24 protein-coding genes are annotated in these 26,020 nt (G+C 46.6%); 11 read left to right on the top strand and 13 right to left on the bottom strand.

What is annotated here, in order from left to right:
* Positions 1 to 9 precede the first annotated feature (9 nt).
* Genes FHW36_RS27865 through FHW36_RS27875 form a run of 3 tightly spaced genes read right to left on the bottom strand, consistent with a single transcriptional unit; the run spans position 10 to position 1,060 of the window.
* Positions 10 to 465, bottom strand: coding sequence for a cold shock domain-containing protein (locus FHW36_RS27865; protein ID WP_145674245.1), 456 nt, complete (start codon positions 463 to 465; stop codon positions 10 to 12).
* A gap of 54 nt (positions 466 to 519) precedes the next feature.
* The gene (locus FHW36_RS27870; RefSeq protein WP_145674246.1) at positions 520 to 753 is read right to left on the bottom strand and encodes an RNA recognition motif domain-containing protein; all 234 of its coding nucleotides are present in this window, start codon (positions 751 to 753) and stop codon (positions 520 to 522) included.
* 31 nt (positions 754 to 784) lie between these two features.
* Positions 785 to 1,060 carry an RNA recognition motif domain-containing protein gene (locus FHW36_RS27875; RefSeq protein ID WP_145674247.1) on the bottom strand — a complete coding sequence of 92 codons (276 nt, stop codon included), beginning with the start codon at positions 1,058 to 1,060 and terminating at the stop codon, positions 785 to 787.
* 323 nt (positions 1,061 to 1,383) lie between these two features.
* On the opposite strand from FHW36_RS27875, the gene FHW36_RS27880 reads away from it, so the two are divergent.
* Positions 1,384 to 2,505: an acyltransferase family protein gene (locus tag FHW36_RS27880; protein WP_145674248.1), complete on the top strand. Its 1,122-nt coding sequence runs from the start codon at positions 1,384 to 1,386 to the stop codon at positions 2,503 to 2,505.
* A 117-nt stretch (positions 2,506 to 2,622) separates the two neighbouring features.
* Entirely contained in the window at positions 2,623 to 3,408 is a 786-nt protein-coding gene (locus tag FHW36_RS27885) for an SDR family oxidoreductase (RefSeq protein WP_145674250.1), read from the top strand.
* Positions 3,409 to 3,506: 98 nt separating this feature from the next.
* On the opposite strand, the gene FHW36_RS27890 is transcribed toward FHW36_RS27885, so the two are convergent.
* A complete protein-coding gene (locus FHW36_RS27890) occupies positions 3,507 to 4,127 on the bottom strand; it encodes a hypothetical protein (protein WP_145674251.1) in 621 nt (206 codons plus the stop codon).
* Between the two features lie 164 nt (positions 4,128 to 4,291).
* Here FHW36_RS27890 and FHW36_RS27895 point away from each other — a divergent pair, with 164 nt between their 5' ends.
* Complete coding sequence (locus FHW36_RS27895; protein ID WP_145674252.1) at positions 4,292 to 5,527, top strand: glycoside hydrolase family 88/105 protein; 1,236 nt, start codon at positions 4,292 to 4,294, stop codon at positions 5,525 to 5,527.
* 77 nt (positions 5,528 to 5,604) lie between these two features.
* Here the strand turns inward: FHW36_RS27895 and FHW36_RS27900 are convergent, their stop codons facing one another.
* From FHW36_RS27900 to FHW36_RS27915, 4 genes are all read right to left on the bottom strand, one after another.
* Positions 5,605 to 7,041, bottom strand: a complete 1,437-nt coding sequence (locus tag FHW36_RS27900) for a SusD/RagB family nutrient-binding outer membrane lipoprotein (protein ID WP_145674254.1) — start codon at positions 7,039 to 7,041, stop codon at positions 5,605 to 5,607.
* A gap of 13 nt (positions 7,042 to 7,054) precedes the next feature.
* Positions 7,055 to 10,237, bottom strand: a complete 3,183-nt coding sequence (locus FHW36_RS27905) for a SusC/RagA family TonB-linked outer membrane protein (protein ID WP_145674256.1) — start codon at positions 10,235 to 10,237, stop codon at positions 7,055 to 7,057.
* Between the two features lie 276 nt (positions 10,238 to 10,513).
* A complete protein-coding gene (locus tag FHW36_RS27910) occupies positions 10,514 to 10,903 on the bottom strand; it encodes a hypothetical protein (protein ID WP_145674259.1) in 390 nt (129 codons plus the stop codon).
* A 181-nt stretch (positions 10,904 to 11,084) separates the two neighbouring features.
* Positions 11,085 to 11,918 (bottom strand): N-acetylmuramoyl-L-alanine amidase, encoded by an 834-nt coding sequence (locus FHW36_RS27915; protein WP_145674261.1) that lies wholly within the window; start codon positions 11,916 to 11,918, stop codon positions 11,085 to 11,087.
* 153 nt (positions 11,919 to 12,071) lie between these two features.
* Between FHW36_RS27915 and FHW36_RS27920 the strand changes: the two genes are divergently transcribed.
* Together FHW36_RS27920 and FHW36_RS27925 are read left to right on the top strand one after the other, a co-directional pair.
* The gene (locus FHW36_RS27920) at positions 12,072 to 12,962 is read left to right on the top strand and encodes a lysophospholipid acyltransferase family protein (RefSeq protein ID WP_246121244.1); all 891 of its coding nucleotides are present in this window, start codon (positions 12,072 to 12,074) and stop codon (positions 12,960 to 12,962) included.
* A gap of 39 nt (positions 12,963 to 13,001) precedes the next feature.
* Positions 13,002 to 14,030, top strand: a complete 1,029-nt coding sequence (locus FHW36_RS27925; RefSeq protein WP_145674264.1) for a fatty acid desaturase family protein — start codon at positions 13,002 to 13,004, stop codon at positions 14,028 to 14,030.
* Here the strand turns inward: FHW36_RS27925 and FHW36_RS27930 are convergent.
* Positions 13,981 to 14,685: a DJ-1/PfpI family protein gene (locus tag FHW36_RS27930; protein ID WP_145674267.1), complete on the bottom strand. Its 705-nt coding sequence runs from the start codon at positions 14,683 to 14,685 to the stop codon at positions 13,981 to 13,983. The genes FHW36_RS27925 and FHW36_RS27930 overlap by 50 nt on opposite strands.
* Positions 14,686 to 14,825: 140 nt before the next feature.
* Positions 14,826 to 15,722 carry an aldo/keto reductase gene (locus tag FHW36_RS27935; RefSeq protein WP_145674269.1) on the bottom strand — a complete coding sequence of 299 codons (897 nt, stop codon included), beginning with the start codon at positions 15,720 to 15,722 and terminating at the stop codon, positions 14,826 to 14,828.
* 1,729 nt (positions 15,723 to 17,451) lie between these two features.
* On the opposite strand from FHW36_RS27935, the gene FHW36_RS27940 reads away from it, so the two are divergent.
* Both FHW36_RS27940 and FHW36_RS27945 read left to right on the top strand, forming a co-directional pair.
* Positions 17,452 to 18,405 (top strand): ADP-ribosylglycohydrolase family protein, encoded by a 954-nt coding sequence (locus FHW36_RS27940; protein WP_145674271.1) that lies wholly within the window; start codon positions 17,452 to 17,454, stop codon positions 18,403 to 18,405.
* A gap of 134 nt (positions 18,406 to 18,539) precedes the next feature.
* Positions 18,540 to 19,400 carry a DUF6515 family protein gene (locus tag FHW36_RS27945; protein ID WP_145674277.1) on the top strand — a complete coding sequence of 287 codons (861 nt, stop codon included), beginning with the start codon at positions 18,540 to 18,542 and terminating at the stop codon, positions 19,398 to 19,400.
* Between the two features lie 68 nt (positions 19,401 to 19,468).
* Here the strand turns inward: FHW36_RS27945 and FHW36_RS27950 are convergent, their stop codons facing one another.
* Positions 19,469 to 21,106: a TPM domain-containing protein gene (locus FHW36_RS27950; protein WP_186452641.1), complete on the bottom strand. Its 1,638-nt coding sequence runs from the start codon at positions 21,104 to 21,106 to the stop codon at positions 19,469 to 19,471.
* A gap of 109 nt (positions 21,107 to 21,215) precedes the next feature.
* On the opposite strand from FHW36_RS27950, the gene FHW36_RS27955 reads away from it, so the two are divergent.
* The 4 genes from FHW36_RS27955 (at position 21,216) to FHW36_RS27970 (ending at position 24,349) form a co-directional block, all read left to right on the top strand.
* On the top strand, positions 21,216 to 21,743 hold the full coding sequence (locus FHW36_RS27955; protein ID WP_145674280.1) for a hypothetical protein: 528 nt from the start codon (positions 21,216 to 21,218) through the stop codon (positions 21,741 to 21,743).
* Positions 21,744 to 21,929: 186 nt separating this feature from the next.
* The gene (locus FHW36_RS27960) at positions 21,930 to 23,048 is read left to right on the top strand and encodes a hypothetical protein (RefSeq protein WP_145674282.1); all 1,119 of its coding nucleotides are present in this window, start codon (positions 21,930 to 21,932) and stop codon (positions 23,046 to 23,048) included.
* 37 nt (positions 23,049 to 23,085) lie between these two features.
* A complete protein-coding gene (locus tag FHW36_RS27965) occupies positions 23,086 to 23,550 on the top strand; it encodes a VOC family protein (protein WP_145674284.1) in 465 nt (154 codons plus the stop codon).
* Positions 23,551 to 23,707: 157 nt separating this feature from the next.
* Entirely contained in the window at positions 23,708 to 24,349 is a 642-nt protein-coding gene (locus FHW36_RS27970) for a hypothetical protein (RefSeq protein WP_145674286.1), read from the top strand.
* On the opposite strand, the gene FHW36_RS27975 is transcribed toward FHW36_RS27970, so the two are convergent.
* Both FHW36_RS27975 and FHW36_RS30785 read right to left on the bottom strand, forming a co-directional pair.
* Positions 24,350 to 25,084 (bottom strand): hypothetical protein, encoded by a 735-nt coding sequence (locus tag FHW36_RS27975; protein WP_145674288.1) that lies wholly within the window; start codon positions 25,082 to 25,084, stop codon positions 24,350 to 24,352.
* 33 nt (positions 25,085 to 25,117) lie between these two features.
* Positions 25,118 to 25,972, bottom strand: a complete 855-nt coding sequence (locus tag FHW36_RS30785) for a tetratricopeptide repeat protein (protein WP_222429205.1) — start codon at positions 25,970 to 25,972, stop codon at positions 25,118 to 25,120.
* Positions 25,973 to 26,020: the final 48 nt, after the last annotated feature.

Genomic DNA, 26,020 nt, shown 5'->3' on the forward strand with positions numbered 1-26,020 from the left:
ACCCACCTTTTAAGACTTTTTCGTTCTGGGGTCCATTTTCTTCACTTCCGCTGCACTATAACCTCTCGCACTCTTTTCTTTTATAAAAGATACTTTATCTCTCTCCTTTACAGGCTCAGTTAACTGGTTAATATGAAAGAATATACTTTCCCCTGACTTATCATCAGTGATAAACCCAAAGCCTTTCAAGGTATTGAAGAAAGTAATCATCCCGGTTCTGGTGGTATCTTCCGGGAGCCGGGGGGTAGCACCGATCCGGATGTCTTTCGAATCAATTTCTGTTTTCCTGGTTTGCTTTGGTGGCTCGGTACTAAGATTACCATCTTCATCTACATAGGCCAACATATCTTCAAGGCTCTTGCCCTTATTATTGTTCATTTTCCGTTCTTTCTTCCTTTGTGCTTTGTCTTCTTTCGCTTTGACTTTTTTATTCCTGTTTTCTTTTTTTGAAAAAGATTCCCCCATAGTTGTTTTATTTTAGTGATGCCGCGTTATTGCGTAAAGTTATCTGCTATCAAATCATTCAATCTCATATATATTCAAAAACTGATTCATGAAGTTCAGGTTATTCAATTTCGTGATGGCTGATTTGCCATCATTACTATCTTTCATGTATACATAACCATATCCTGACGACTTTCCATTTCCACTGGTAAATATCTCAATCAACAATACCATACCGAATGTTGCAAAAAGATTATATAGCTCTTTTTCAGAAGCCTTATCATGCAGGTTCCCAACATAAATTTTCATCGTACATAAAAAGTGAAGTTTAATAAATGGCTCAATATCTTAGCCTGGGAAAACGTTCCCCTTCTGTTCTTGGCCTTGCTTCATTGACTACGATCACCTGTGTGTCAAACGAAGTGCTGTTCAGCTCCCGGATAGCACGTTCCGCTTCCGCGTCGTCTGGCATTTCTATAAAACCAAACCCCTTGGAACGGCCGGTATAATTATCCATAATTACTTTGATACTCCGTACAATGCCAAATGGAGAAAATAGCTCAGCCAACTGTTGTTCAGTTGTTTGGCGATTTAGGTTGCCAACAAAAATGTTCATAAAATAAAAGCTTTAGATGTGAGAAATAAGGGAGCTGGGAGAGCGAAGACTGAGGGAGGAGAGGAAGAATCCAGACTAAATCAGAAGAAGCTAAGGCAGAGCCCAATGTAGTTAAAGATAGGCTTTAAAATTGAACAACCGTGGTATTATCTTGATAATTGTCGAAATATTCCGGAAAGCCGGCACAAATTATGGCGATTTGCATTTATTTATTTTCCCGATACCAGGAATATTTGGATTTTGAATTTTAGATGTATATATTGTAGGCAGCTCAATGCTCTTTCATTCCTTACCATCTTATCAACCAACATAATTAAAGGGAAATGACACAAAGCCCACAACGCTTTTTACCGCTGGATGTACTCCGCGGCATGACCGTTTGTTTCATGATCATTGTGAATACAGGCGGCACAGGCGGTACCTATTGGCCCCTGGACCACGCAGCCTGGCATGGCTGGACCCCCACCGACCTCGTATTCCCTTCCTTTCTCTTTGCTGTAGGAAATGCCATGAGCTTCAGCATGAGAAAGTATGAGCAGCTGGGGAATGCTGCTGTACTGGGAAAAATTTTCAAACGTACCTTGATTATTTTCCTGCTCGGCTTCCTCATGTATTGGTTCCCGTTTGTGCACCTAACTGATCATGGATATGAACTAAACCCTTTTGATCATACCCGTATACTGGGCGTACTGCAGCGTATTGCCCTCTGTTACTGCATCGCCTCGCTGCTTATTCATTACTGCTCAAAAAAAGTGGTATGGGGCATCAGCGCCCTGTTCCTGCTGGGATATTGGCTGGTGATGTGGCAGTTTGGCGTTCCTGGCCAGCAATATACTATAACCGGCAATGCCGGCATCCTGCTCGACAAATTAGTGATGGGAGAAAACCACATGTATCATGGCGAAGGCATTGCCTTTGACCCGGAAGGTATTCTCAGTACCATTCCTGCGGTAGTAAATGTGGTAGCAGGTTATTATACCGGGCTGTTTGTACAACAGCAGGGCCGCACCAAACAAGGTATTCAACGCATGGTATTGGCTGGCATCGTATGTTTTGCCCTGGCCTATGCATGGAATACCGTTTTCCCAATTAATAAAAAGCTTTGGACCAGTTCCTATGTATTACTAACTATAGGCATAGATTTACTCCTTTTAGCACTGCTCATCTTCGTTGTTGACATTCTTGGTTTTACAAAAGGCACTGGCTTCTTTACCGTATTCGGTAAAAATCCGTTGTTCCTTTACCTGCTATCAGAAATACTGGCCATGCTGTTCTATTTCTTCCGGGTAGGCAATGTATCACTGTATCAATGGATCAACGATAGCTTCTTCCAGACATTGTCTCCCGGTAAATTCGGGTCGCTGTTGTTTTCACTGGCCTTCATGCTTACTTGCTGGCTGGTGGGCTTTATCCTCGACAAAAAGAAAATATACGTCAGGGTATAAATAGCATTGAGCAGAAAGCTATTGTAGCGAATGACCAATACGATTTTTAGAATTCGCTGAGGTCATTCGCTACAATAGCTTTCTGCTTTTTCCCTAACTTGTCCTTTAAAAAATAGCATGGACCTTTCACTCAAAGGGAAAACGGCACTGGTGTGCGGCAGTACCCAGGGCATAGGCCTGGCAACAGCAGTAGAGCTGGCCCTGCTGGGCGCTACCTGCGTGTTATTAGCCAGGAATGAAGACCGGTTAAAAGCAGTATTACCTACATTGGCCACAGCGGAAAGACAACAGCATCGTTATGAAGTGGCTGACTTTTCAGAAATTGCGCAGGTGACAGCCGTTGCGGCAAAACTAGCTGCCAGTGGGCCTGTACACATACTCATTAATAATACAGGCGGCCCCCCAGGAGGCCCCCTCATCGAGGCTAATATTACCGCTTTTACGGCAGCTTTTTCCCAGCATTTGCTTTGTAACCAGGTGTTGACTCAGGCACTGGTACCAGGTATGATACAGTCCCGCTTTGGCCGGATTATCAACATCATTTCTACGTCTGTAAAAACACCGATAAAAAACCTCGGCGTATCCAATACCACCCGCTGGGCAGTAGCTGCCTGGTCTAAAACCCTGGCTACAGAGTTGGCGCCGCATGGTATTACGGTCAACAATGTATTGCCCGGATCTACTTCTACGGCGCGACTCGAAGGATTATTCAACAGCAGCGCCGCTGCCAGGAATGTCTCACGGGAAGTGGTGGAAGCAGAATGGCTGAAGGAAATCCCCATGCAACGGTTTGGAGAAGCTAAAGAAATAGCCGCTTTAGCTGCCTTCCTGGCCTCTCCGGCCGCTGGGTATATTACCGGCACCAGTACCGCGGTAGATGGAGGAAAAACACCAGTGATGTAATGATACCCAAGCTCGCTTAAGAAGTAATTTTCTTGCCTGCGCGAGAAAAAATACATCATAAGCGAGCCTGTCATTTAATGAATGTATCCCTGTAATTATCAACAGGGGATAAAGTTGACTACGCGGGCCAGTTTGCCGTTTTCGAAATACAATTGCACCTGGCTATCCTCATCTTTCAGAAAAGAGTCTCTTAATTTAATCACATCTGTTCTGCCTTCATTCTCTGCCTGGATGGCCGCACGAGGAAATATCTTCCGGATATCTTCCCAGGTGGTATTCTGGGTCAGCGTAATATTATCCACTGTCAGCGAGTTGCCGGTAGTAAATATAAACTCGTCGCAGGCGAGCGAATCACGGCAAAGCTCAAATGTGGCGCCGTCTTTATAAAAATAGTGGAAGTCTCCTGCAAACTGTGAACCGCTTACATCATTACTGGCAGTAGCAACAATACTGTCGGCCTTTCCAATGGCCGCCTCCAGGTGTTGACGTGTCGTAAACAAGGGTACCTTATGATTAATGAGAGCACGGGAAAGAGGGAACACTTCAATCTGGTCCCAATTAATATCCCGACGAGGTTCCGGCAGGGAGTCATCATCTTCCATCAATGGTTTTACAATGTCACCCGGTGCCGCTACCGCGATGGTGTCTAGCTCATCTTGTTTCTGTTGCTGGCAGGCTGTGAGCAGGGCTACTGCACACGCCAAAAGGACGTTTTTCATAGGCTGTATAGCTTTGTATGGCTAATACCGTATAGGATAGTTGTTAAATCACATGCTAACACATAGTTAAAATAAATTATATTAATTCCAAAGAAAAATTTATGCAATCGTTTGCATTACAGCAGGGATATTGTTATATTGTTGGAATAAACCACGTACCCGTTATGAAAAAACTCAACTTCCTGTTAGCCCTTGGATTGGTGCTTCCATTTTCCGGTTACACACAGGCTCTTCCTGCCGATGCCGATGTGGTAAGAAAGATGGCCGACTACGTTATAGCCCATGCCGCCTTTACCTTTACCGGCAATAATCAAACTTATGCTACCAGCAAAGAAATCCCGGCTGGCGTAAATGCCACCATTTCCGACCATCTCAGCGCCTGGCACTATCCCAACGGGGTTTTAAATATTGCCATGATAGACCTGGGCAACTATCTCAAAGAAGAAAAGTATAGCGCCTTCGCAAAGAAGCATGTAGCGTTTGCTTTCGACAATGTGGCCTATTTTGAAGCGCTCAGCAAAAAAGGTGTGAAGTATAAAGAATTTCCGTTCAACCAGTTAATCCACACCCGGGTGCTGGACGACTGCGGCGCCATGGGCGCCAGCTTACTGGACGTATATCAAACGGTGAAAAGAGCTGATTACAAGGCATATATCGATAAAGCCGCCAATCACATCAGCAAGGCACAGGAAAGACTGCCGGATGGCACGCTATGCCGCCCTACTCCTTATAAGTGGACACTCTGGGGCGACGACCTCTACATGAGTGTGCCCTTCCTGGCCCGTATGGGAAAACTGACGGGCGACAATGCTTACTTTGATGATGCAGTAGCGCAGATCAAACACTTCACCCATTATCTCTGGGACCCGGGAGCCAGCCTGTATATACATTACTATTACGAAGACCTGCAACGGCAGGGCGTAGCCCACTGGGGCCGGGCCAATGGCTGGATCATGCTGGCCAAAGTACAGCTGCTCAATGATCTCCCTGCCAATCATCCTGGCAGAAATGAAGTGATTGCCGATCTGACCCAGCAAATACTGGGCGTAGCCCGTTATCAATCTGCCTCCGGCCTGTTTCACCAGGTACTCGACCGTACCGACTCCTACACGGAAACCTCCTGCACCGCCATGTTTGTGTATTCCATTGCCCGCGCCGTCAACGAAGGCTGGCTGGACAAACGCTACATCTCCATCGCAGAACAGGCCTGGAATGGGTTGGTAAGAGAAAAAATTACACCTGATGGTCAACTGAAAGATGTGTGTATAGGCACTAATACCGCTGCCGATCTTACAGCTTATTATAAGCGTCCAGCTGAATTAAACGACTTCCATGGATGGGGGCCTATGATAGAAGCAGGTATTGAAATCATGCGGTACAGGGAGAGCAAAAAGAAATAACCATACATTCATAAAATGACAAAGGAGCAAAGTAATGTGGTACTTTGCTCCTTTGTCATTTTATATACCAGTCTGACCTAATACATATCAAACCATACTTTAGTCGTCAGTAAATCCGCACCCTGGCGGGCTACCGCTGCTTTGTAGTTGGCGCCGTTAAGTGCCTGTTCGCTGGAAGGATAAGTTAAGCGCAGGGGCATCTTACCTTGCAACGCGCCGGTATAAGCCGGTGTAAGTTTAGGATAATCCAGTCTTCTCCACTCTGCAAACGCTTCCAATCCTTCGCTGAAAAGGGCCAGCCATTTCTGCTCACCAATAGATTTCTTATAATTAGTGGGATCGTAGGCCACAGCCGGCTGCGCCAGGTAGTCATCTACCGGCTTACCGGTAATGCCATACTGTTTAAAGGAAGCACGGATGGCCTGTGCATACAGATCTGCGGCGTTGCCACTGATCAGGCCACGCTGCGCGGCTTCTGCCAATATAAACAGCTGCTCGGCATAGGTAAATACCCAGGCAGGTGATTGAGAAGCGGTAAAAGCAGCCCCTACATCGGAGGTTTTGCTAAAGCCCAGCCTGGACGCTGAATCGGCCGACAGGCCATTGGTTACACCTACGTAATCGGTGGAACCAGGTTCAGTAGGCAATGCTGCGTATATACTTAACCGTGGGTCTTTCAGCGCCTTCAGTTTATCTACCACCGTTTTGCTGATACGATAATCATTACGCGTTTCGCGGTTACGTCCTACGGGGTTCTGGTTAGGAGAAGTGAGATAGTTCAGCTTCGCTTCCCGGTCGCCCGCACCCAATAAAATATTTCCTTCAGCGGCCAGTTCAGTAAATACCGCTTTGGCAGCTGCGGGATCGCGGTCGGCGATACGCAGGGCTATGCGGGTACGCAGGCCATTGGCAAATTTCTTCCAGCTGTTCATATTGTTGGCCAGCAAAGAATCTCCCTGTATGGCATTACCAGCAGGAGAAATAATTTGTACAGCGCCTTTCAGCTCCGACAGCAGCCCACGATACACGGTAGCCTGGCTATCGTATACCGGCGTCAGGTAACGCTGGATATTAGCTGCCTGGGTGTAAGGAATATCGCCGTATAAATCGGTGAGCACCTGGAATATCCATGAGCGCATAATAATACCTACCGCTTTGTAGTTGGGATTATGCAGGCTATCTCCCAACTGCGCCAGGGTAGTAAAATCCTCTATCCCCTGGGCATAAAAATTATTCCATACGTTTTGAATGTTGGTGGTGGCCGGGATGTAACGATCCGGGTCGGGATACTGGATTTTAGCCCAGTACTGCACATAGAGCAGCGATGTTTCCATAGTGGCATCGGTCCCCCAGTAGGTATCCACATTGGCCTTGATACCGTTGCTCAACAGGTAATCCGGTTGTACTTCGGTGGGCTCATTCGGGTTGATATTAACACGCTCCAGTTCTTTCTGGCAGCTCGCCAGCAAGGTAGCAGCAAATATGATATAGAAAGGAATCAGCAACTTTTTCATGATCGGTCAATAGTTAAAATGAAACATTCAGGTTAAAGCCAAAGCTGCGGGTGGTGGGTATTTGCAGCGTTTCCAGCCCCTGGCCGTTGCCTGTATTAAAGGCAGTTTCAGGATCGATATTAGGCGTGTTCTTATGCAGATAAGCCAGGTTGCGGCCTACCAGCGCTACATTCACCGCCTGTAACCCCCACTTCTTCACCAGGGATGCCGGCAGGGTATAACCCAGTTTTATTTCTCTCAGCTTGATGAAGGAGGCGTCATACACCGCACTCTCATTCAGGTTGCTGCTGTATACCGCCTTGTAATAGTTTTGTGCAGAAAGAATAGCGGTATTCTTTTTCCCATCAACAGTATAACCATCGAAGATGATACCATCGTGCTTTACCGTAGCGCCACCGGGTGCGGTAGCGTTGTGATCGGGCAACGGAATATTCTGTGTGCCGTTATTGTAGTATGGTAACCCGCCATGTTCCTGGTCACGGCCCGGCATGGTAGCAGCCAATACACCGGTACTCATCCCTGTGGCGTTGGTTCCTGACCAGATAGAACCCCCTTGTTTGGTATCTACCAGGAAACTCAGGTTAAAGCCTTTGAAAGAAAAGTTGTTGTTGATGCTACCCGTCCATTTCGGCGTATAGTAGCCCAGTATTTTCTTACTTGGATCTACCATCGGCGTACCGTCTGTATTTACGAGGATACGGTTTTCGCTGTCTCTCTTATAGGCAGTGCCATACAGCGCACCATAGCGTTGGCCCTGGCTGGCCAGCACCTGTATGTTACCGGAACTACCAAGTACATAATTGGTAAGGAAACCATCGGCATCCAGTTTTACCACCTCGCTTACGTTACGGGCGTAGTTCACGTTAACATCCCAACGAAATCCGGAGCGGGTGCTGATGGGTGTTAATCCCAGCATAACTTCCACACCACGGTTACTGAGTTCGCCTGTGTTCAATGTTTTCTTCAGGTAACCGGTGGTAGCGCTCACGTCGGCCAGGAGGATCTGGTTACGGCTGTGGGAGCTATAATAGGTAAGATCCAGTCTTACCCGGTTATCCAGGAATCCGGCTTCCACACCCACTTCGGTAGAGGTGGTGATTTCCGGGCGGAGATCTTTATTTAAAAATTTATCCGATACGGTGAGCAGCGGCAATGAACCGAATGGCTGGTTAAATGGATACGTATTTACCAATTGGTAAGGGTCGGTATCTTTACCCACCTGGGCCCATCCACCACGTACTTTCAGCAGGGATAAAGCGGGACTTTGTATATGTAATGCTTCTGTTAAGATGAGGCTGGCATTGGCAGAGGGGTAGAAATAAGAATTGCTGCCCCGTGGTAATGTAGAAGACCAGTCGTTACGTGCGGTTAAGTTCAGGAAAGCGTAATTGCGATATCCTACCTGTGCGGCTGCAAATCCACTATATACTTTCTGCCGGGTCAATAAGCTGGTAGAAATCAGCGGATCGCGGGAGTTGTTGAGCGTATATATCCCTTTTACAGCCAGGCGCGGCGCCTGTTGGTAGTTTTGCTCAAACTGGTTGGTGCGCAGGTTAGCGCCCGCCAGCACATCGATATCAAAATCGCTGCCTAGCTTCTTTTTAGCATTTAGTGTAAATTCTCCATTGGTTTCACTTACTGCATATGCATCTTCTGTGTAGGAACCAAACGGTGTACCGTTAGTGTAATAAGCTACGCGGTATTTACGCCTGTCCTGGTAGTAGTCTGTTCCTATGCGTAAGTTAGCAGTGAGCCAGTCGAGCACCTGGTAAGAAAGGCGGGCGTTACCAAGGAAACGGTTACGCTGCATCCCTACCGTGTTTTCGTATTGAATCCAGTAAGGATTACTATAGTAGCTATGATTCCAGTTATAGTCGGTGCCATCGGCATTCTTATAATTTTTCAGCCTGCTCACATCTACCTGGCGGCCAAACCAGATGAATTGCAGGGTAACGCTGTTTCCTCTTCTTCCATCTACACCAGGCAGGTTGTCTGCACCGCTGCGTACATAGTCGGCATATGTGCTGAGCGTGAGTTTAGGAGTAATACGGAAGGTATTGCTGGCGGTAAAAGTATTCCGCGTGATACCGGTATTAGGTAATATGCCTTGTTGTTTGGTATTATTATAGGAGAAGCGATAGTCGATTTTATCGGTGGTACCGCCTACAGACAAACCGTTATTCAACGTATAGCCGGTTACATAGAAGTCCTTTACATTATTGGGATGGGCCACGAATGGTACCGCTTCACCATTGGAAAAGAATTGTGGGATCAGTCGTCCATCCAGTTTTGGTCCCCAGCTTTCATCTACGCCATCGTTGATGCCACCGCCTTTGCCATCTTTATAGGAGAATTGCCCGCCGGTACCTTGACCATAGGAGTTCTGGAAATCAGGCAGGATCAGTACTTTATCGAAGGTAGCACCTGAATTAAGGGTAACCCCCATGCCTCCTTTTGTATCTTTGCCGGTTTTGGTTTTGATTACGATAACACCGCTGGAAGCCCTTGAGCCGTACAATGCGGCAGCGTTGGGGCCTTTCAGCACACTAACGGATGCAATATCGTCGGGGTTGATATCGGAGATGGCATTGGCAAAGTCGCGACCGGTGCCTACTCCCAGTTGACTGTTATCCACTGGCACACCATCCAGTACAAACAGTGGTTGGTTATTGCCGGCAATGGAGGTTTCGCCACGGATAATGATACGGGATGATCCCATATTACCCTGGCTATTGGTTACCTGCACCCCTGCTATCTTTCCGGAAAGCGCATTTACCAGGTTGGTTTCTTTCGCTTCCGAAATATCTTTTGATTTCAGCTCCTGTACAGCATATCCGAGCGATTTCTTTTCCCGGGAAATACCCAATGCTGTAACCACTACCTCTTCCAGTTTCCGGTTGCTGTTTTCGAGAGAGATATTAATTACTTTATTGCTTCCTACGGCTACCACTACCGTCTGGAAGCCGAGAGAAGAAAATTGCAAACTATCATTCGCTTGTGCAGTGATAGCATATTTACCATCCGGATCCGACTGGGTACCACGATTGGTTCCTTTCACCTGGATGATCACACCTGGGATACGTTGTGCATCTGAGCGGGCAGTAACTACCCCATTGATCCTGATTTCCTGAGCAATACCCTGCTGCAGCCACAGTAATCCTGGCAGCAGGTATAACAGCCTTTTTACGTAATTCATGCTGAATACTTGATTTAATAATTGAGTCTGATCTCGCGGAGAATGGTTAGCCCGTTACACCCGTTTTGATTTTGGCATATTGTTGTTGGTGCATAATTAGCGTGTATTTCCGGGGGCAAAAGTAAGGCAGAAATATTAATCTACAAAATTTATAGACTAAATAGGCATTCAAAAAATAAGGTTTACAGGTAAAGGAGCAAGACGCAGAGAAGTTAAAGAAAATGGAAGCGGATAAAATGCTTTTTTTGCTTCTCTGCGTCTTTGCATGCCGGGTATTTACTGGTTGTTCAACAGTTTTTTCAGCGCTGCTTTACAATCCTCCACGTTCTGCCATATCAGGCGATCCCGGCATACGGTGCCTTTGTAATGGATAGTGACTTTTGTTTTACGCAGGATTACCTGGTAGTATTCCGGGGCATCGGGAGAATTTTCCCAGGTTGTTTTGCCGCCTTCTTCAATGCCGCCGGCAAATTTGTCTTCAATCACATCCGTCACTTTCTTTCTCATATTGTCTGCAAAGTCAAAGCTGACATCTGTTTTTACGAGGCAGGACGAGTCTTGTACGGGGAACTGACAGTTGCCCGCGCGGACGTGTTGGCGGGGCATAGTTAACAACAGGGCGCTGGCTGCTAACAGCAATAACGGGAATAGGTATGTGTATTTCATAACAAGTAGATTAAGATAACAAGTAGAAACAGGTATATAACAAGTCCGGGAAGATGATTTATGCTATTGATTCGATTTTGGTTTGCGCTAACTCATTATTAAAATAACGTATTTATCGCACTTTACAAAATAAAGTGTGAGCGCGTAGGGGTAAAGGTAACCAGGGGTGTCTTTATTCAGGTCATTGATATTGCTGCTGCAGGTTAAGAAGAATTTTCTTACCGGCATCGCTGAGTCCGGGCAAACTGTCGGCTGGCATAAAATGGCGTTTAAAGGCCATGATGGCAGCGGAAGAATCTTTTACATCGTACCCGATAATGCGAAGCGCTAGCAGAGGATCGAAAGATCCAGGCACTACCGTGGCGCTGGTGTCTTTATACCAGCGGCCAAAACCTTTATCAGCTAATTGTTGCCAGGGGAAAAATGCGCTGGGATCCACTTTCCTGCCGGGAGCAATATCACCATGCCCTACAAAATTAGCAGCGGGAATATTATAGCGATGTTGGAGGGTATCCAATAACACCAGCAGGCTGTTGATCTGGGCAGAATCGAAGGGTTCTTTCCCGTTATTGTCCAGTTCTATTCCGATAGAAGAAGAGTTGATATCTGTGAGATTGCCCCATTTGGCAACGCCTCCATGCCACGCACGGAGATAATCATTCAGCAGGTGATGAATGGTACCATTACGGCATATCACATAATGTGCACTTACCTGTGTTTTTTGCAGGGTAAATGTTTGCAGTGTTTGTTCACATGAATTCTGAGCAGTATGATGGATAATCACGAGGTTGGGTTTACGCATATTAAAGTTTACCGTTCCCACCCAGTAGGGAGCGCTGGCGCCATTGGCGCCAGCCAATGCCCCTGGTTGCTCCCGCAATACTTTCGCGTAAGATTTAGCAATATGCCGGTATTCCCTGTTAGTACTGGCATAAGGGTTACGGGCGCAATGGGTGGCGCCCAAAACGACTGCCGCCAGGCAACTGAATCGTATGAAAAAGAAGATGGTTTTCATATACTTATGTTAAAGTTTAACAAACATGCCTGGATAAAGATACTAAATGAATGGAGGAATCGTTTTTTTCACGGATACTATGAAAAGTGTGCTTTAAACCATATATTTACGTTTTCAGTAATACTTTTCGAAGTATTAAAAATCTATACCATATTGTCTGCTATCGCCTACTACTTACTGTTACCGCTGATCTACGCGTTATCGCTACTGCCATTTCGTGTACTTTACCTGGTTGCCGACACGGTATACGTGTTGTTATATTATGTGTTGGGCTATCGTAAAAAGGTAGTACTCGCTAATCTCCGGAATTCATTCCCGGAAAAAAGTGAAAAGGAAATCCATCGTATTTGCAAGGATTTTTATCATTATCTCTGCGATCTTTTCCTGGAAACATTCAAAACGCTGACCATCAGCAAAACTGCGATGGTAAAGCACTGCAGTTTTACGCCGGCAACGGTGGACCTGTTTAAGCGCCTGGCGGCCGAAAAGAAGAGCGTTGTGCTGGTAATGGGCCATAAAGGTAACTGGGAATGGGCTGGTAATACCTTTAGTATAATGTGCCCGCAACAGTTGTATGTAATCTATCATCCGCTGGCTAATAAACATTTCAACGGTCTCATGTACAGCATGCGCACCCGTTTTGGCACTAAGCTGATTGCCATGCAGGATACGTTCCGCGACATGGTGCAAAACCGCCATGAAGTAAACGCTACCGCTTTTATTGCAGACCAGTCGCCACAGCCTAAAACAGCGCAGTGGCTTACCTTCCTGCACCAGGACACACCTGTATTTAAAGGCACGGAAAAAATAGCGCAGAAAATGAACTACCCGGTAGTGTATGTGACCGTTATACGCGAAAAAAGAGGTTACTACACCGTATCGGCTCAAATATTAACGGCTACACCAGCCGACGAAAAAGAAGGCGCTATCACCATAGCGCATACACGTAAACTGGAAGAAGATATTGTAGCGCAACCATCTACCTGGCTGTGGTCGCACAAAAGATGGAAACATAAACGGGCAGCCGTTACAACAGAATTATAAGCAACACTATAAACACGATTATTTTAGAACGACATTGTTATGCTGGAAGGGAAAGAACTGATCCTCGCTACCAAGCCATATGCCTGTGAAAACAGGGCTCAAAGCTGGCTATTTACGCTCTCTACATTAGCACTGCTGATCGTATCGCTTACCGGTACATTGGCATTGCCCTACCTGGCATTGAGGATACCGGCCAGCATACTGTCTGGGCTTCTGATAGTACGAATGTTTGTGATTTATCATGATCATCAGCACCATGCTATTTTACACCACTCCGCAATCGCAGAAGCGATTATGGTAACTTTTGGCATTTATGTACTGGCACCTTCCAGTATATGGAAACGCTCGCATGATTATCACCACAAACATAACTCTAAATTATTCAGTGCCAGTATTGGTTCGTACCCGATTATTACCCGTAAAAAATTTGAATCCGCCACCGCCGCAGAGCGACGCAGCTATCTTTTCAGCCGCCACCCGCTTACCATTGCAGCAGGCTACCTGTCAATGTTTATGCTGGGCATGTGTGTACAGTCGTTTGTAAGCAGCCCCAAAAAGCATATCGACTCTTTAATAGCGCTGCTGATCCACCTGGGCGGTAGCGTGGCTGTGTGTTATTTCTGGGGATGGGAAAGCTGGTTGCTTTTTATTGTAGTACCATTTACCATTGCCTGTGGACTGGGCGCCTACCTTTTTTATGCCCAGCATAATTTCCCCGGTGTTACGTTTAATGTGAACCAGGAATGGTGTTATGATAAAGCGGCTTTATTGTCTTCCAGCCATATGGTGATGAACCCGGTAATGAAATGGTTTACTGGTAATATTGGCTACCACCATATTCATCACTTGAACGCCCGCATTCCTTTTTATCGCTTGCCGGAAGTGATGCAAAACATCCCGGCTTTACAGCACGCCAAAGTAACGTCCCTCGGGTTTCGGGATGTATGTGCCTGTTTCCGGCTCAAAGTATGGGATCCGGAACAAGACAGGATGATCAGTTTAAGGGAGATACGTTCTATCAGATCGGCGTTACGGATGTCGAAGCCTGATCCTGTAATAGTTGCCTGATAATTTTCTTCCTGGTTTCCAGCATCGGCTGGGTCAGTTCTTTCGCTTTTTGTAACACCGGCAATCCTGCTGTATGTGGGGAACCAGCTCTGAAAGGCGGTTCAGGGTTATATTCCAATTGCAGTTGTATCATCTTGGCCATTTCCTCACCGCCTACCAGGGCTGTGAGCACTAATCCGAAATCGATGCCGGCGGTAACACCACCGCCGGTGATCCGGTTGCCATCCCGTACTACCCGTGCCTCCACAGTTTCCACCCCAAACATCCGCAATAGCTCCAGCGATCGCCAATGCGTAGTAGCTTTATAGCCGTTCAATAAACCTGCCGCTGCCAGTACCAGCGCGCCGGTGCATACCGACGCGAAATATTTTGCTTTCCCTGCCTGCTGTTGTAAAAACTGCAATACGTTGTTATTAGTCAGCAGCGCGTTGATCCCGCGACCACCCGGCACAAAAATAATATCCAGCTGAGGACAATCCGCTATCGCTACTTCGGGCTGCAGGGTTAATCCACCTTCTGCCCGGAGCGGCGCTGTATTTTCCCCGATGATAATCACTTCAAAACACGGCGCCTTCACAAATACATCGTAAGGGCCTGTAAAATCGAGGATAGTCAGATCCGGGAAGAGGAACATTCCCACTTTTAATTTTTGCATACATGGAGATTTAAACGCCATACAATAATACTGCGGCCTGCTGTAAAGAGGAAGCAGCCGTTGCTGCAAGATACCATGGCCACCATTCATTGCAAAGGACAAATCCGGGAAGCCCTGTATCGCAGTAGCATTGGCCATTTCTACCGGTGTTGCTCATATTTATTGATGGGAACTGCCAGACGTAATGCTGCCAGCTCACTGTCGGATAGCGCCGGCGCTGATACCGCCCGGATGGCATCTTCCAGTTGTGCGGGGGTGCGTATGCCAACAATGGCGCTGCTCACCGCAGGTTGTTGCAATACAAAGCGAAGCGCGGTTTGTGCAGCGTCTCTCTCCGGAGTGCTTTCCTGCCGGATGGCTGCCGCAGCCCCGGCCACCTCTTCTGCGGAGTAGTTGAGATAAGGAGCAGCCGGCTTATTCACCAGCAAGCCCTTAGCGACGCTGCCCCTCGCCAGCACGCCAATATTATTCTCCAGCAACAAAGGGAATGCACTTTCTTCCGGACGCCGGTCCAGCAAGCTATATTGCATCATTACACTCACGATATGCGAACGTTGTACGTATTCGCGGATTACGTTCGGCCGGATAGATGAAATACCGTAATACCTGATTTTCCCTTGCTGCAATAACGTTTCAAAGGCTGCAATGGTGTCATCGATGGGGTCTTCGAGGGTACCTCCATGCAGCTGGTATAGGTCGATATAGTCTGTTTGCAGCCGCTTCAAACTGGCTTCTACGCAGCTGATGATATACGCTTTGCCTGGGTTCCAGTCCCAGCCACTTCCATCTGCCCTCCATTGATTCCCTACTTTGGTAGCAATCACTACATTGGATCTATGTCCCTGTAGTGCTTTTCCTACGCTCACTTCATTTTGTCCGTGATCATAGAGATCGGCTGTGTCAAAAAAATTAATGCCTTGCTCTATTGCCTGATGAATAAGGCGGGCATTGTCGACATCGCTGCCTGCAAGCGACATACAGCCAAATCCGATTTCGCTGACGGAGAGCGTTGATTTTCCGAGGAGATGATATTGCATGATAACCGGTTTTTAATCTTGATACCTTAGCTAAAGTAAAGTTTTTAATGCTAAGGTTAGGTCTTCCCTGGAATGAGCATCCTTGCCTGGATTACGGATGGTGATGTTCTCCTGGGTGGTAAACGGGTAATGGGCTGTTTTGACAAACAGCCCCCATGTTAATTGTTACGTCCACCTCAAAAAAAGAAGTTGTGCGTCGTCGCCTATGCATCTGCATTTTGCAACCAGTTAAAAAGTTTGGGCTGTCTGGAAAAACAGCCCGCCGTTTTTTTAGTATGTCCGATCCATCGTATTCACTTCATGAGTAGTGTGTTTGGTTAGGAAAAATGGGACCAGCTAGACAGAAGGTCCCTTCCATTCCCAAATCAAATTCGTACTTATGAAAACTCGTTCCTATATAGAAGACTACCTATGGCAGTCTGATTTTTCTATAGAAAGGGACCGTCTGGAAAAACAGTCCCTGACTTCCGAATCAATCGCAGTATAAATAGTGATTTGTATCTACACTGGGATGTTAACATATGGCGATTACGACTATATAATTGACAATATGCCCGGCATATTGATGTTTTCCTGATAGGGACCGCCTGGAAAAACGGTCCATCAGCTAAGCTTCCATTGTATATTGTTGCACTCCAATAAATATTGCTGAGGGGATGATAAAACAGGGGGACTACCTGGATAAGTGGTCCCGGTCAGCAAGCGTCGCAAAGACTATTTCCTTTATCTCAATTTTCAGAAAAAGTCGGACTGCCTGGAAAAACAGTCCCTTTCAGTTGTATGTACTATTTCCCATTATTGAAAGAAATTAGTGGTTAACAAACAATGAGGATCTTGTTGATTACTGCATGGCAGCATGCCTACATTTTGCTGTCGGTTAACAGACAGTAAAAAGTATATAAGTATATTCCCGGTTAGTTGCCGGTTGTATATAAAAGATTCCGGTAAAATCAGTTCAGTTCAAAAAAGAAAAGTTGATGATGATAATACCCTAGAAAAGTGCATGTTTGAAAACGTCGGCTGAATAAAAAAGACTGCATATGGGTTACGGTTTTTCGAGTAAAAAAAATGGTCAGCTGTTAAAGAGTGATGTCCCATCACAATAGGTGCTTGTAATGCCGTCCTGGTACATGCTTTTAAGGCTATCCTGGTACATGCCTGTAATGCTACCGTGGTACATGCTTTTAATGTTACCCTGGTACATGTTTATGAGGTACTACACAGCATATTCCTATGTCACTGCGCAGCGTTGCTACAATACATCATTGTAATATTTCACTGTAATGCTTTACAACGACAATGTCCAGGAAAATTTCTGTTTGAAACACACTTGCAATAAAGTCTGCATTGGGGTTGATATCGCATATTAAAAAGCATTTTTCGGTCAGTTATTCACTATAAAATTGGTTGGTTAACCTTTGTGATAATACCGTCAATAACGATAACAAAGGATTTTTCAATGGCTACGGACAGTCTAAAAAAATAGATTTCGGGGTAATCTTTCAACGATTAATATCGTTATAATGCAAAGGTAAGGAGGAATAGCACCTGGAAAACACTTATCAACGTTATTATTTCAATGAACGGGAATGAATATTTTCAAAAATGCTGAATAAAATGGTGATAACAGGTAAGAGAAAAAATTGTATACAGCAATACCTGGTTCTGGCAAATGAACCGTATATTCAATGATATTTCATATGTACCTTAACGTTAGTGATCCTATCTCATGCAACAACAAGTAACAGGCGCCTTTTATGGTATCGCCATAGGCGATGCGTTGGGCGTACCGGTAGAATTCAAAACGCGCAGCTATCTCTCTGAAAATCCTATTACCACATTTACAGGTTATGGTTGCTGGAATCAGCCTCCCGGCACTTTTTCAGATGATGCTTCCCTTACTTTTTGTACTGCGGAAAGCCTGATCAACGGTTACGACATTCATGCGATGGCCCAAACATTTGTGCAATGGGCGCAACATGGATACTGGGGCGCCCACAACGAAGTATTTGATATTGGCCATACCACCCGCAGGGCGTTGCAACGCGTGGCTGCCGGCACCGATCCGCTGATCAGCGGCGGCTTTGAAGAATTCGAGAATGGCAACGGATCCCTGATGCGCATGATGCCGATAGCCTTTTACCTGTTAAACGAAAATGACATTCACCTGCGTTACCTGCTGGTAAAGGAAGTATCCGGCATCACCCACCAGCATTTCCGGTCGGTATTGGGTTGCTTTATATACGTGGAATTCCTCCGTGCCCTGGTTACCGGTAAAAGCCTGCCTGATGCCTATATCCAGATGCAACGGGCGGTGAATGCCTATCTGAGCAATCAGTCATTTAACCCCGCTGAAATCAAATACTATGAGCGCGTTTTACAACAAAACATAGCTACCCTGTCGAACGAATGGCTATATAGCTCTGGCTATGTGGTACATACGCTGGAAAGCGCTCTCTGGTGCCTCTTACGGACAGGCAATTACCGCGACTGTGTACTAACCGCAGTCAACCTGGGCGGAGATACGGATACTACCGCCGCAGTGGCTGGCGCTGCTGCTGGGTTGTACTATGGCATCGACCGGCTACCGGCAGCATGGGTGCAGCAGGTGGCAAAGTCAGGGGAAATAGGGCAGCTCGCCCAACGCTTTGCTGCCACCATTAATACCGCCAGTACCCAGTAGTGTCGACCGGCGGAAACCGGCCGCATTTTTGCTTACTATCGTTTACCAGTTAAACTTTCCTCCTGTTTTCAAGTCTAATAATTGATTGAAAAATAGGAGCATTGATGAGACGATTACTACTTAATGTTAAGAAAATGAAAAACAGATGCTATATACTGTTTGTGCTGATAGGCCTCTTAGGCACATTTTCAGTAAGCAGCGCTTACGCCCAGCGATATGGTGGCGGCCATGGTGGCGGCGGAAGTCATTTTGGGGGTGGTCGCTCCGGATTTGGCGGAAGTGGACGGGTATATGCCGCTCCACGCATGTCTTCTCCCCGGATTTCAGCTCCTATTAACAGAGGTTATTATCACGGTTCCGGCTATACCGGACGGGTATATGTAGGAGGACATTACTATGGAAGACCTTACTACCGCTACAGGTACAGGTATCCTTACTATAATCCGTTCTTTCCCCCTTTAGGCTTGTATGTATCTACACTGCCTTTTGGCTATTTCTCACTGGGTGCCGCTTTCGGCCCTATGTATTACTACGGCGGTACTTATTACCAGTCTACCGGCGATGACAGGGGGTATAAAGTAGTGGAAGCCCCGGTAGGCGCAGCAGTGCCTAACCTTCCTGAGGGAGCCCAGGAAATACAGGTAGACGGAAATACCTATTATGAACTGAACGGCACCTATTACCAGGAAACCATGACAGACAACGGCAGACGTTATGTGGTGGTTGGGAAAAATGGTAAAATAGGCGACAAAACAGTGACAATCACGAACGATCAGGGAAATAATAGCAATACAGCCCCAAACAACAACACCGGCAATAACAACAATCCAGACAATGATCTGATTTCCCAGTTGCCGGACAACTGCCACACCGTGAATATCAACGGTCAACAGTACTTTTTATCACCAGACGGCATGTATTATCAACCTGTTCTAAACAGCGATAATTCTGTAGCGGGATATAAAGTGGTTGGTAAAATGAATGCCGATAATTAACTACAACAGTTATACCCTATAACAAGGAGCCGGTTATTAAACCGGCTCTTTTTTTTGTAGTATACCGGCTACCAGCTGCTGCTGGCCCCTCCTCCTCCCGACGATCCGCCTCCCCAGCTGGAGGAAGAAGATGACGAAGAAGAAAAAGATGATCCGGAAGACGAACTGCCGGAAGAGGAAGAAGATACCTTAGGAATAATAAACATATAATCGTGCTTAAACTTACAGGCCGCACAGGAAAACTGCTGCGATCCCATGCCCTGTGAGGAAGTAGTAGCCCGTTTCAACGTGACGGTTTTATCACAGCGGAAGGTGTAGTGGTGACAAGAAGGACATTCCGAACAAGCAGAACGCATGTTGGTATAATTTAATACCAGCTGGGTGCTACAGCTATCGCACCGCCATATATCATAATCTACCGACTCCAGGTGCTCTTCTACCACCTGCGCTTTATCCAGGTAATCATTGTCTTCTACATCGTTCAGCCTGTGCATGGGATGATTACATTTAGGGCATTCGTATACCTCATTGCGCAGGCGATCCATCCGCTTTTTCAGCGCCCACACATATAATCCGAGCAATGGCAATGGAAATGCATAGGTGGCCGGTCCTACGTCGCGCTTTACCATAGCCAGGCAGGCCCACTTTTCGTGCCTGTCTTTTCCATGAAGCACAGCGGCAGCACGTAACCACAGTATGATTACTACACCAGACATAAACAAACACCAGGCAAGATAGAATATCACAAAGGTTTTGAGGAAACCCACATCGGTGTGCCGAACGGAGGCCATGTATCCTACCCCCAACAGGCCCAGGCCGTATACCAGTATGAATCCCAGGGTACCTGGCCGCAACAGCTCATTGGGCGCATCTTTCAATTGTACCGGCGCCTGGTCTTCTCCCTTCCTGGTTTTTATTTTCCGGCTGAAGAAAACACGTATCATCACTAAAGATGCGATAAACCAGAAAATGAGGCCGGGAATAGAAGGTTCCCCTATATAGGAAGAGCTAATCGAAGAAGTATTGCCAGCGAAATAGCTGGGCGGGGCTTCCACCAGCCCCGGATCTTCCGACGCAGCATTGTCGGCCACTGCGCTATCGGCCACCGCGGTTAAACCGGGATAATCGGCGTTAACCGGGCCTGCAACTGCTGCATCTGCCACCACCAGTGAACTATCCACCACGGGAGACTCCGGCAGCTGATCATAAGCATAATTGCCTTTATTAAATAATGAGGCTACCGACAGGATACCATCCCGGAAAGCGGCATCATAGTCGTGCTCTTTGATGCGCGGAATCATATACTCCTGCTGAATGCGGAAACAGATAATGTCTGGCATATCTGCTTCGATGCCGGTTCCCGTTTCGAACTCCAGTTTACGGGCATCTTCTACCATCAGGATCAACAAACCATTGTTCTTCTCCTTACTTCCTATCTTCCAATAGTTAAATAACTGGTGAACAAAATCGCGGGTATCGTTATTTCCTATGCTGTGCATCACTACTACGCCTACCTGCACTTTCCCGGCCCGGTCGAGGATGCCCAGCTGCTCATTCAGCGAGCTTACGGCGGCATCTGACAGCAGATGATCGGGATTACTGACATAACCGCCATCCGTCTTTTTGGGATCTGGTATGTCGGCTACAGTAATTTTTTTTGTTGTACTTTGATCACATGACGCCAAAAATGCTAACAGTAACAACATTAACAGGCGTTTCAATGGAAACGGACAAACTTTCATGGGGATAATTTCTGGCCCCAAGATATGTTTATTTAACTTTTTTTTAAAACAGAATAAGGTACTTTAATCACCCATGAAACCCTTGCTAAGCATATGGATAATGTTGTTATGCGGGATAGCCGGCCGTAGTTTTGCACAAACCAAAACATCTACCGACACGGTAGTAAAGCCCCCGGTACAATTAAAAACCGTGCATATTGTGCAATACAACTTCTTTAAGGATTCCCTTGCTTTCAGGGAGGAATATGCAAAATCCCTTACGTTTCGGCGGCTCAAATGGTATGAGGTATACGGAGGGCTCAGTGTAAACATCAATAACCTGTACCGGGTAACACAGTTTAAGAAAAATAAAAAGAAAATAACGTTCAAACATATGCTGTTAAATAAGGAACAGGAGATGTTTGTAAGCCGTGTTTACACGCCTTCCCTGGTCAACAAGGTAACCCACCTGGATGGCGACAGCCTGCAATTGTTTATGCAGCATTACCAGCCCGACTATGCTTTTATTAAAAATGCTTCGGATTATGACCTCTACCTGGCGATAAAAAAGGAATACGAGGCGTTTATGAAAACCCGCGACAGTATCCCCGTTCAGCCGTAAATGAAAGTGGAGCGCTATTTCTTTAGCTTTCCGGGCGCCCAAAAAATACTATATTCCGGTATCGTTACGTTTTACTAATTACCGTTATAATTGGCTGTAATAGTATGCCTGTAACAAAGATTACATAAATTAGTGATCTCAAACCAGTTAATGTTGTCAGTTTTTAAGATGATCAATACAGCTCACATGAAAAGGTTTTTCATATTGGCGGCCCTATTCGTCCCGGTAATGCTGAGTGCGCAAGCGAAACTCAGTCAAACCGTTATCAACGATTTTTCCGCGAGGGTAGCGGCACACTATCAGCTCCCGCATGATTCCATTACAGGATACATCGCAGAGCAGCTCACCCGCAGCGGCAATGCCGGACTGGACATAGACTCCACCGTATTTGACCTGAAGAAAGACCCGGTAGCACTGGATGCTGCCCTGAAATACCTGTACCAATACAGTGATTGCAACCGGCAACGGTTTATTGCCAACCTGCGTAGCATGAACCTGGAAACCAACAGCGTGTTCCCGTTGGCCACCTATACTGCCAATAAATATAAGAATGATACGAAAGCATTACTGGACGATAAGAAAGACTTCCTGGCTACCTATACCGGTCCGGTTACCGGCAAGAAGCCACCGGCCAGCATTGCAGATGTAGCTGCGGCCAACCAGGCTGCCGCTGTGGCCGAATCTAATGCCAATGCAGCCGCAGAAAGCAATACTGCCGCTGCCGGCAACAGCAATACCGGTACAGAAAATACCGCGGCTCCCGCAGCTTCCACTGCCCCGGCTACGGATACACGTAACTGGGAAGTACACCCATTATTCCAGGTACGTACTCCTGAACAACTGGTAGAAATGTATGGCGCCAATAACGTTACCCAACACGATGCCATCAACCTGGCAGGTAATAAAGACGGAGAAGCCTACGTTATTTATCCGGATACCGATAATGAACTGGAAGTACAATTTGACGGTGAAAATGGAAATATTGTCACGTTTTCTCATTTCCCTTCCAAATGGAAGTCGCCCTACGGTATTAAAGCTGGCGACCCGCTGGACAAACTGGCCAAAGTAAATGGCCGTCCCTTTAAGTTCAACGCATTTGAGTGGACTAATGGCGGTACGGTATCCAGCTGGAATGGCGGCGCACTGGAAGGCAAAAGTGTGATTGTGGTGCTGAAAGCCAATAATACCGGCGATCCTAAACAATACGACCAGGTTACTGGCGATAAAACACTACGCTCCGACCTGCCAGCCCTGAAAAAGCTGGACGTTGTTATCGAATCTATTGCGTTTAAAGCAGCAAATTAAGCTTGCACTTTTCAATCCGGCTGATTATCTTGTTAGTATGAAACAAGCTATATTAGCCGGTTGTCTCCTGATATTGGCACTGACCGGGATTTCCACTAACATGAATGCACAAACGAAGAAATATCCATCGCTGAACCATATGGCGTTATACGTGGTGGATCTGGATAAAAGCACTGCCTTTTACCGCGATATTATAGGACTGGAGCCCATGGAGGAACCGTTTAAAGATGGCAGGCACAGCTGGTTTAAAGTTGGTGCACATAGCCAGGTACATATTATTTCCGGCGCCGCCAGCGCCACCACCCATGACAAAAACACCCATCTCTGTTTCAGCGTCCCTTCTATGAAGGAATTCCTGGCCGTATTACAGGCCCATCATGTTGCCTGGGAGGACTGGCCAGGCAAAGCCGGCGCAGTAAATAAGCGGGTAGATGGCGTGCAGCAGATATATCTCCGTGATCCGGACGGCTATTGGCTGGAAATTAACGACGATAAATACTAACTATATTTCAGCTGGGTAACCAGTATTGACACGGCATTGGCGGAGAAATCTACCAATGCCGTTTTCGTTATAGATACGGCCTATGTGATAAAGTTAATACCAGAATCCCCGTTTTTTCCTTAAATTCCATAAAGAGCGTCACTCATACCCAAGCATTATGTCATTATTACTGAATGTTCCTCCAACAGAGAAAGCATATGCCATGTCATTGGGCGTCCTTTGGGATCAGGTAGCCCAGACCTGCTATTTGCCGGAAGGGCAATATGACCGGTTAACAGCGGTAGAACAATGGATTCCGGAGAAACATCCGGCCATCATTCTGCCCAGCGAAATTACCACTGTGCATGCAGTGGCGTCTTGCCCTAAATGCCAGCGCGATAACCGCGTGATAGCTCTTGCAGGCAACTATTTCTTCGAAAAAGATGTAAATGACCGGGATGAAGCGGTGTGGCTGGCACAGGATTTTTTCACGCTCTTTCAACAGGTATCAGCGCTCTCTGATAATTTACGGGTATTCCTGGAAGAGCACTATCCACATTTTAAGCAAAGCTGGTCCGACACCGCAGAAGGCCACTTCTGGTATAATCACTGCGAACATTGCCAGCATATACAGGACGACTGGTTCCTGTTTGAAGAAGCAGGGAGCATTTTCCATCCGGTGGAAAAAGAAGCTGCAGGTAAATTGCGCCTACGGCATTTCACCCTCAAATACGCACCCATTATAGATGCCGTGTATTCCCTGGGCGATCAGCTAAGATTGATCAATGAATTTGCCGAGCGTACCCCTGCTGTTGAATGATTATTCAAACAGCGAATACGGTCTTTCCACATCGAAAAAAACACGCTTCAGCACCTGTTGCGTTCCATCGGTAAATGTAATCGGGAATACGCCCGACAAGCGGGAATCTTCCGTTTCTTCCTCTACTGTGTATTGCAACAATTGTGGATCAGTATCTATCATACGCCGTATAGTGGTATCCGTAGTATTGGCTACATAGTACCATACGGCAGCGTCTATTTCCTGTTTACCGGTATTGCTCAGGTCTTTGTGCCGGTAGATGGCCTCCAGTGCGGGCTTCTTGCTCTTCAGCAAAGTCACCTTACCGGGATGCAGCAAACGATAATCGACTACAAACTCCCTGGGAAGCGGATTTTCCGGATCGCCCGCAGGTTCATACACATCCATATTCCACTGCACCAGTACCTGATCGCCGTTATTTAATTCCGGGGGATTGTTGGTATTAAAGATCAGGAAAGCGGTATCGCGGTTCCGGGCGCAAACGAACAGGCCATCGTCGCCATTTTCGTTATAATTGATGAAGGACAGGGTGTCGATATAGGTCTTTCCTTTTACGAGCGTATCCCCATTTCTCAGGTTACTGAGGAATACAAACCGGGTGGTATCTGTTACAGGTGTTGTGACAATGGTGCTGTCAGATTTTTTTTCCGGCGCTTTATCTGCGTTGGTAGTACTTTGGGGGTTGTTGCAGGCTGCAGCCATCAGCAAACAGGCTGCAAGGTGAATCGGTTTCATTTTGGATGTCATTTGGATGTTTAAGACGGGCGACTATAATTCCACGCGTCCTTTCAGAAAGTCAAAATACCGGCTATCTTCTTCTGCAAATATTTCGGGACCTTCCAGCATATATGCTCTCAGTAAATGCTCTACTGCCTTTTCTTCCTGCTTAATTTCGTACAGGCATTCTCCCAGGCGTAGGTGTACAAACCCTACGGCCTGTGCATCCGGGCCGTTTAATGCCTCGTAAAACTGGTGTGCTGCGGCGGCATAATCGGCTTTGAAGAAATACATGTCGCCGATGCTGGCATACAGCCAGGTACAGGCTTCCCACTCATGCCTGGGATCGGGCAACAGCTGCAACGCAGCGGTGAACTTCGCGATGGCGGCATCGTATTGTTCGTCATCTGCCAGTTCATTGCCTTCTTCCGATAATACCTCCACCTGCTGGTAAATTGCTTCGGGGAGTTCTTCTTCTACCACGGACCTGACACCCTCAAATACATGCAGGTATTTTTCGTCCTCACCCTCAAACACACGTCCTGCGGAGGCTTGCATGGCAGTAGCAAAGTATTCTGTGGCTTCTGTTATCATCCCATTCTCAAACAACGCTTTTCCCAGCATAAAGGTTCTCTCCCCTTCGTCGTTGCGGTCGCGGTCGCAGTGTTGTAAGGTTTTGGCCCATTTCAGCATGTTGGGGTAATCTCTCAGGGCGAAATAAGTATCGGCTATGCTAAAGGCTATGTCATAACTTTCTTCGTAGCTTTCCCGGGGCCAGGGCAATACATTCCAGGCTTCTTCGAGTTTCAGTACATAGCGGGCCGGATCCTGCTGCTCATAGAGCTTTTCTGCTTCCTGCCAGATGGTTTCCAGTGCCGTAATAATTTTCTGATCCCGTAATTGCATATCTCGGTATTAAAAGTCAATGTACAGTGGATGCCTGCACATTGGCAA

The sequence above is a fragment of the Chitinophaga polysaccharea genome (assembly GCF_007829335.1).
Taxonomy (GTDB): Bacteria; Bacteroidota; Bacteroidia; order Chitinophagales; family Chitinophagaceae; genus Chitinophaga; species Chitinophaga polysaccharea_B.

Coding starts and splice junctions, on each gene's coding strand:
- FHW36_RS27865 (WP_145674245.1), bottom strand. CDS start 465: ATGGGGGAATCTTTTTCAAAAAAAGAAAACAGGAATAAAAAAGTCAAA.
- FHW36_RS27870 (WP_145674246.1), bottom strand. CDS start 753: ATGAAAATTTATGTTGGGAACCTGCATGATAAGGCTTCTGAAAAAGAG.
- FHW36_RS27875 (WP_145674247.1), bottom strand. CDS start 1,060: ATGAACATTTTTGTTGGCAACCTAAATCGCCAAACAACTGAACAACAG.
- FHW36_RS27880 (WP_145674248.1), top strand. CDS start 1,384: ATGACACAAAGCCCACAACGCTTTTTACCGCTGGATGTACTCCGCGGC.
- FHW36_RS27885 (WP_145674250.1), top strand. CDS start 2,623: ATGGACCTTTCACTCAAAGGGAAAACGGCACTGGTGTGCGGCAGTACC.
- FHW36_RS27890 (WP_145674251.1), bottom strand. CDS start 4,127: ATGAAAAACGTCCTTTTGGCGTGTGCAGTAGCCCTGCTCACAGCCTGC.
- FHW36_RS27895 (WP_145674252.1), top strand. CDS start 4,292: ATGAAAAAACTCAACTTCCTGTTAGCCCTTGGATTGGTGCTTCCATTT.
- FHW36_RS27900 (WP_145674254.1), bottom strand. CDS start 7,041: ATGAAAAAGTTGCTGATTCCTTTCTATATCATATTTGCTGCTACCTTG.
- FHW36_RS27905 (WP_145674256.1), bottom strand. CDS start 10,237: ATGAATTACGTAAAAAGGCTGTTATACCTGCTGCCAGGATTACTGTGG.
- FHW36_RS27910 (WP_145674259.1), bottom strand. CDS start 10,903: ATGAAATACACATACCTATTCCCGTTATTGCTGTTAGCAGCCAGCGCC.
- FHW36_RS27915 (WP_145674261.1), bottom strand. CDS start 11,918: ATGAAAACCATCTTCTTTTTCATACGATTCAGTTGCCTGGCGGCAGTC.
- FHW36_RS27925 (WP_145674264.1), top strand. CDS start 13,002: ATGCTGGAAGGGAAAGAACTGATCCTCGCTACCAAGCCATATGCCTGT.
- FHW36_RS27930 (WP_145674267.1), bottom strand. CDS start 14,685: ATGCAAAAATTAAAAGTGGGAATGTTCCTCTTCCCGGATCTGACTATC.
- FHW36_RS27935 (WP_145674269.1), bottom strand. CDS start 15,722: ATGCAATATCATCTCCTCGGAAAATCAACGCTCTCCGTCAGCGAAATC.
- FHW36_RS27940 (WP_145674271.1), top strand. CDS start 17,452: ATGCAACAACAAGTAACAGGCGCCTTTTATGGTATCGCCATAGGCGAT.
- FHW36_RS27945 (WP_145674277.1), top strand. CDS start 18,540: ATGAAAAACAGATGCTATATACTGTTTGTGCTGATAGGCCTCTTAGGC.
- FHW36_RS27950 (WP_186452641.1), bottom strand. CDS start 21,106: ATGTTGTTACTGTTAGCATTTTTGGCGTCATGTGATCAAAGTACAACA.
- FHW36_RS27955 (WP_145674280.1), top strand. CDS start 21,216: ATGAAACCCTTGCTAAGCATATGGATAATGTTGTTATGCGGGATAGCC.
- FHW36_RS27960 (WP_145674282.1), top strand. CDS start 21,930: ATGAAAAGGTTTTTCATATTGGCGGCCCTATTCGTCCCGGTAATGCTG.
- FHW36_RS27965 (WP_145674284.1), top strand. CDS start 23,086: ATGAAACAAGCTATATTAGCCGGTTGTCTCCTGATATTGGCACTGACC.
- FHW36_RS27970 (WP_145674286.1), top strand. CDS start 23,708: ATGTCATTATTACTGAATGTTCCTCCAACAGAGAAAGCATATGCCATG.
- FHW36_RS27975 (WP_145674288.1), bottom strand. CDS start 25,084: ATGAAACCGATTCACCTTGCAGCCTGTTTGCTGATGGCTGCAGCCTGC.
- FHW36_RS30785 (WP_222429205.1), bottom strand. CDS start 25,972: ATGCAATTACGGGATCAGAAAATTATTACGGCACTGGAAACCATCTGG.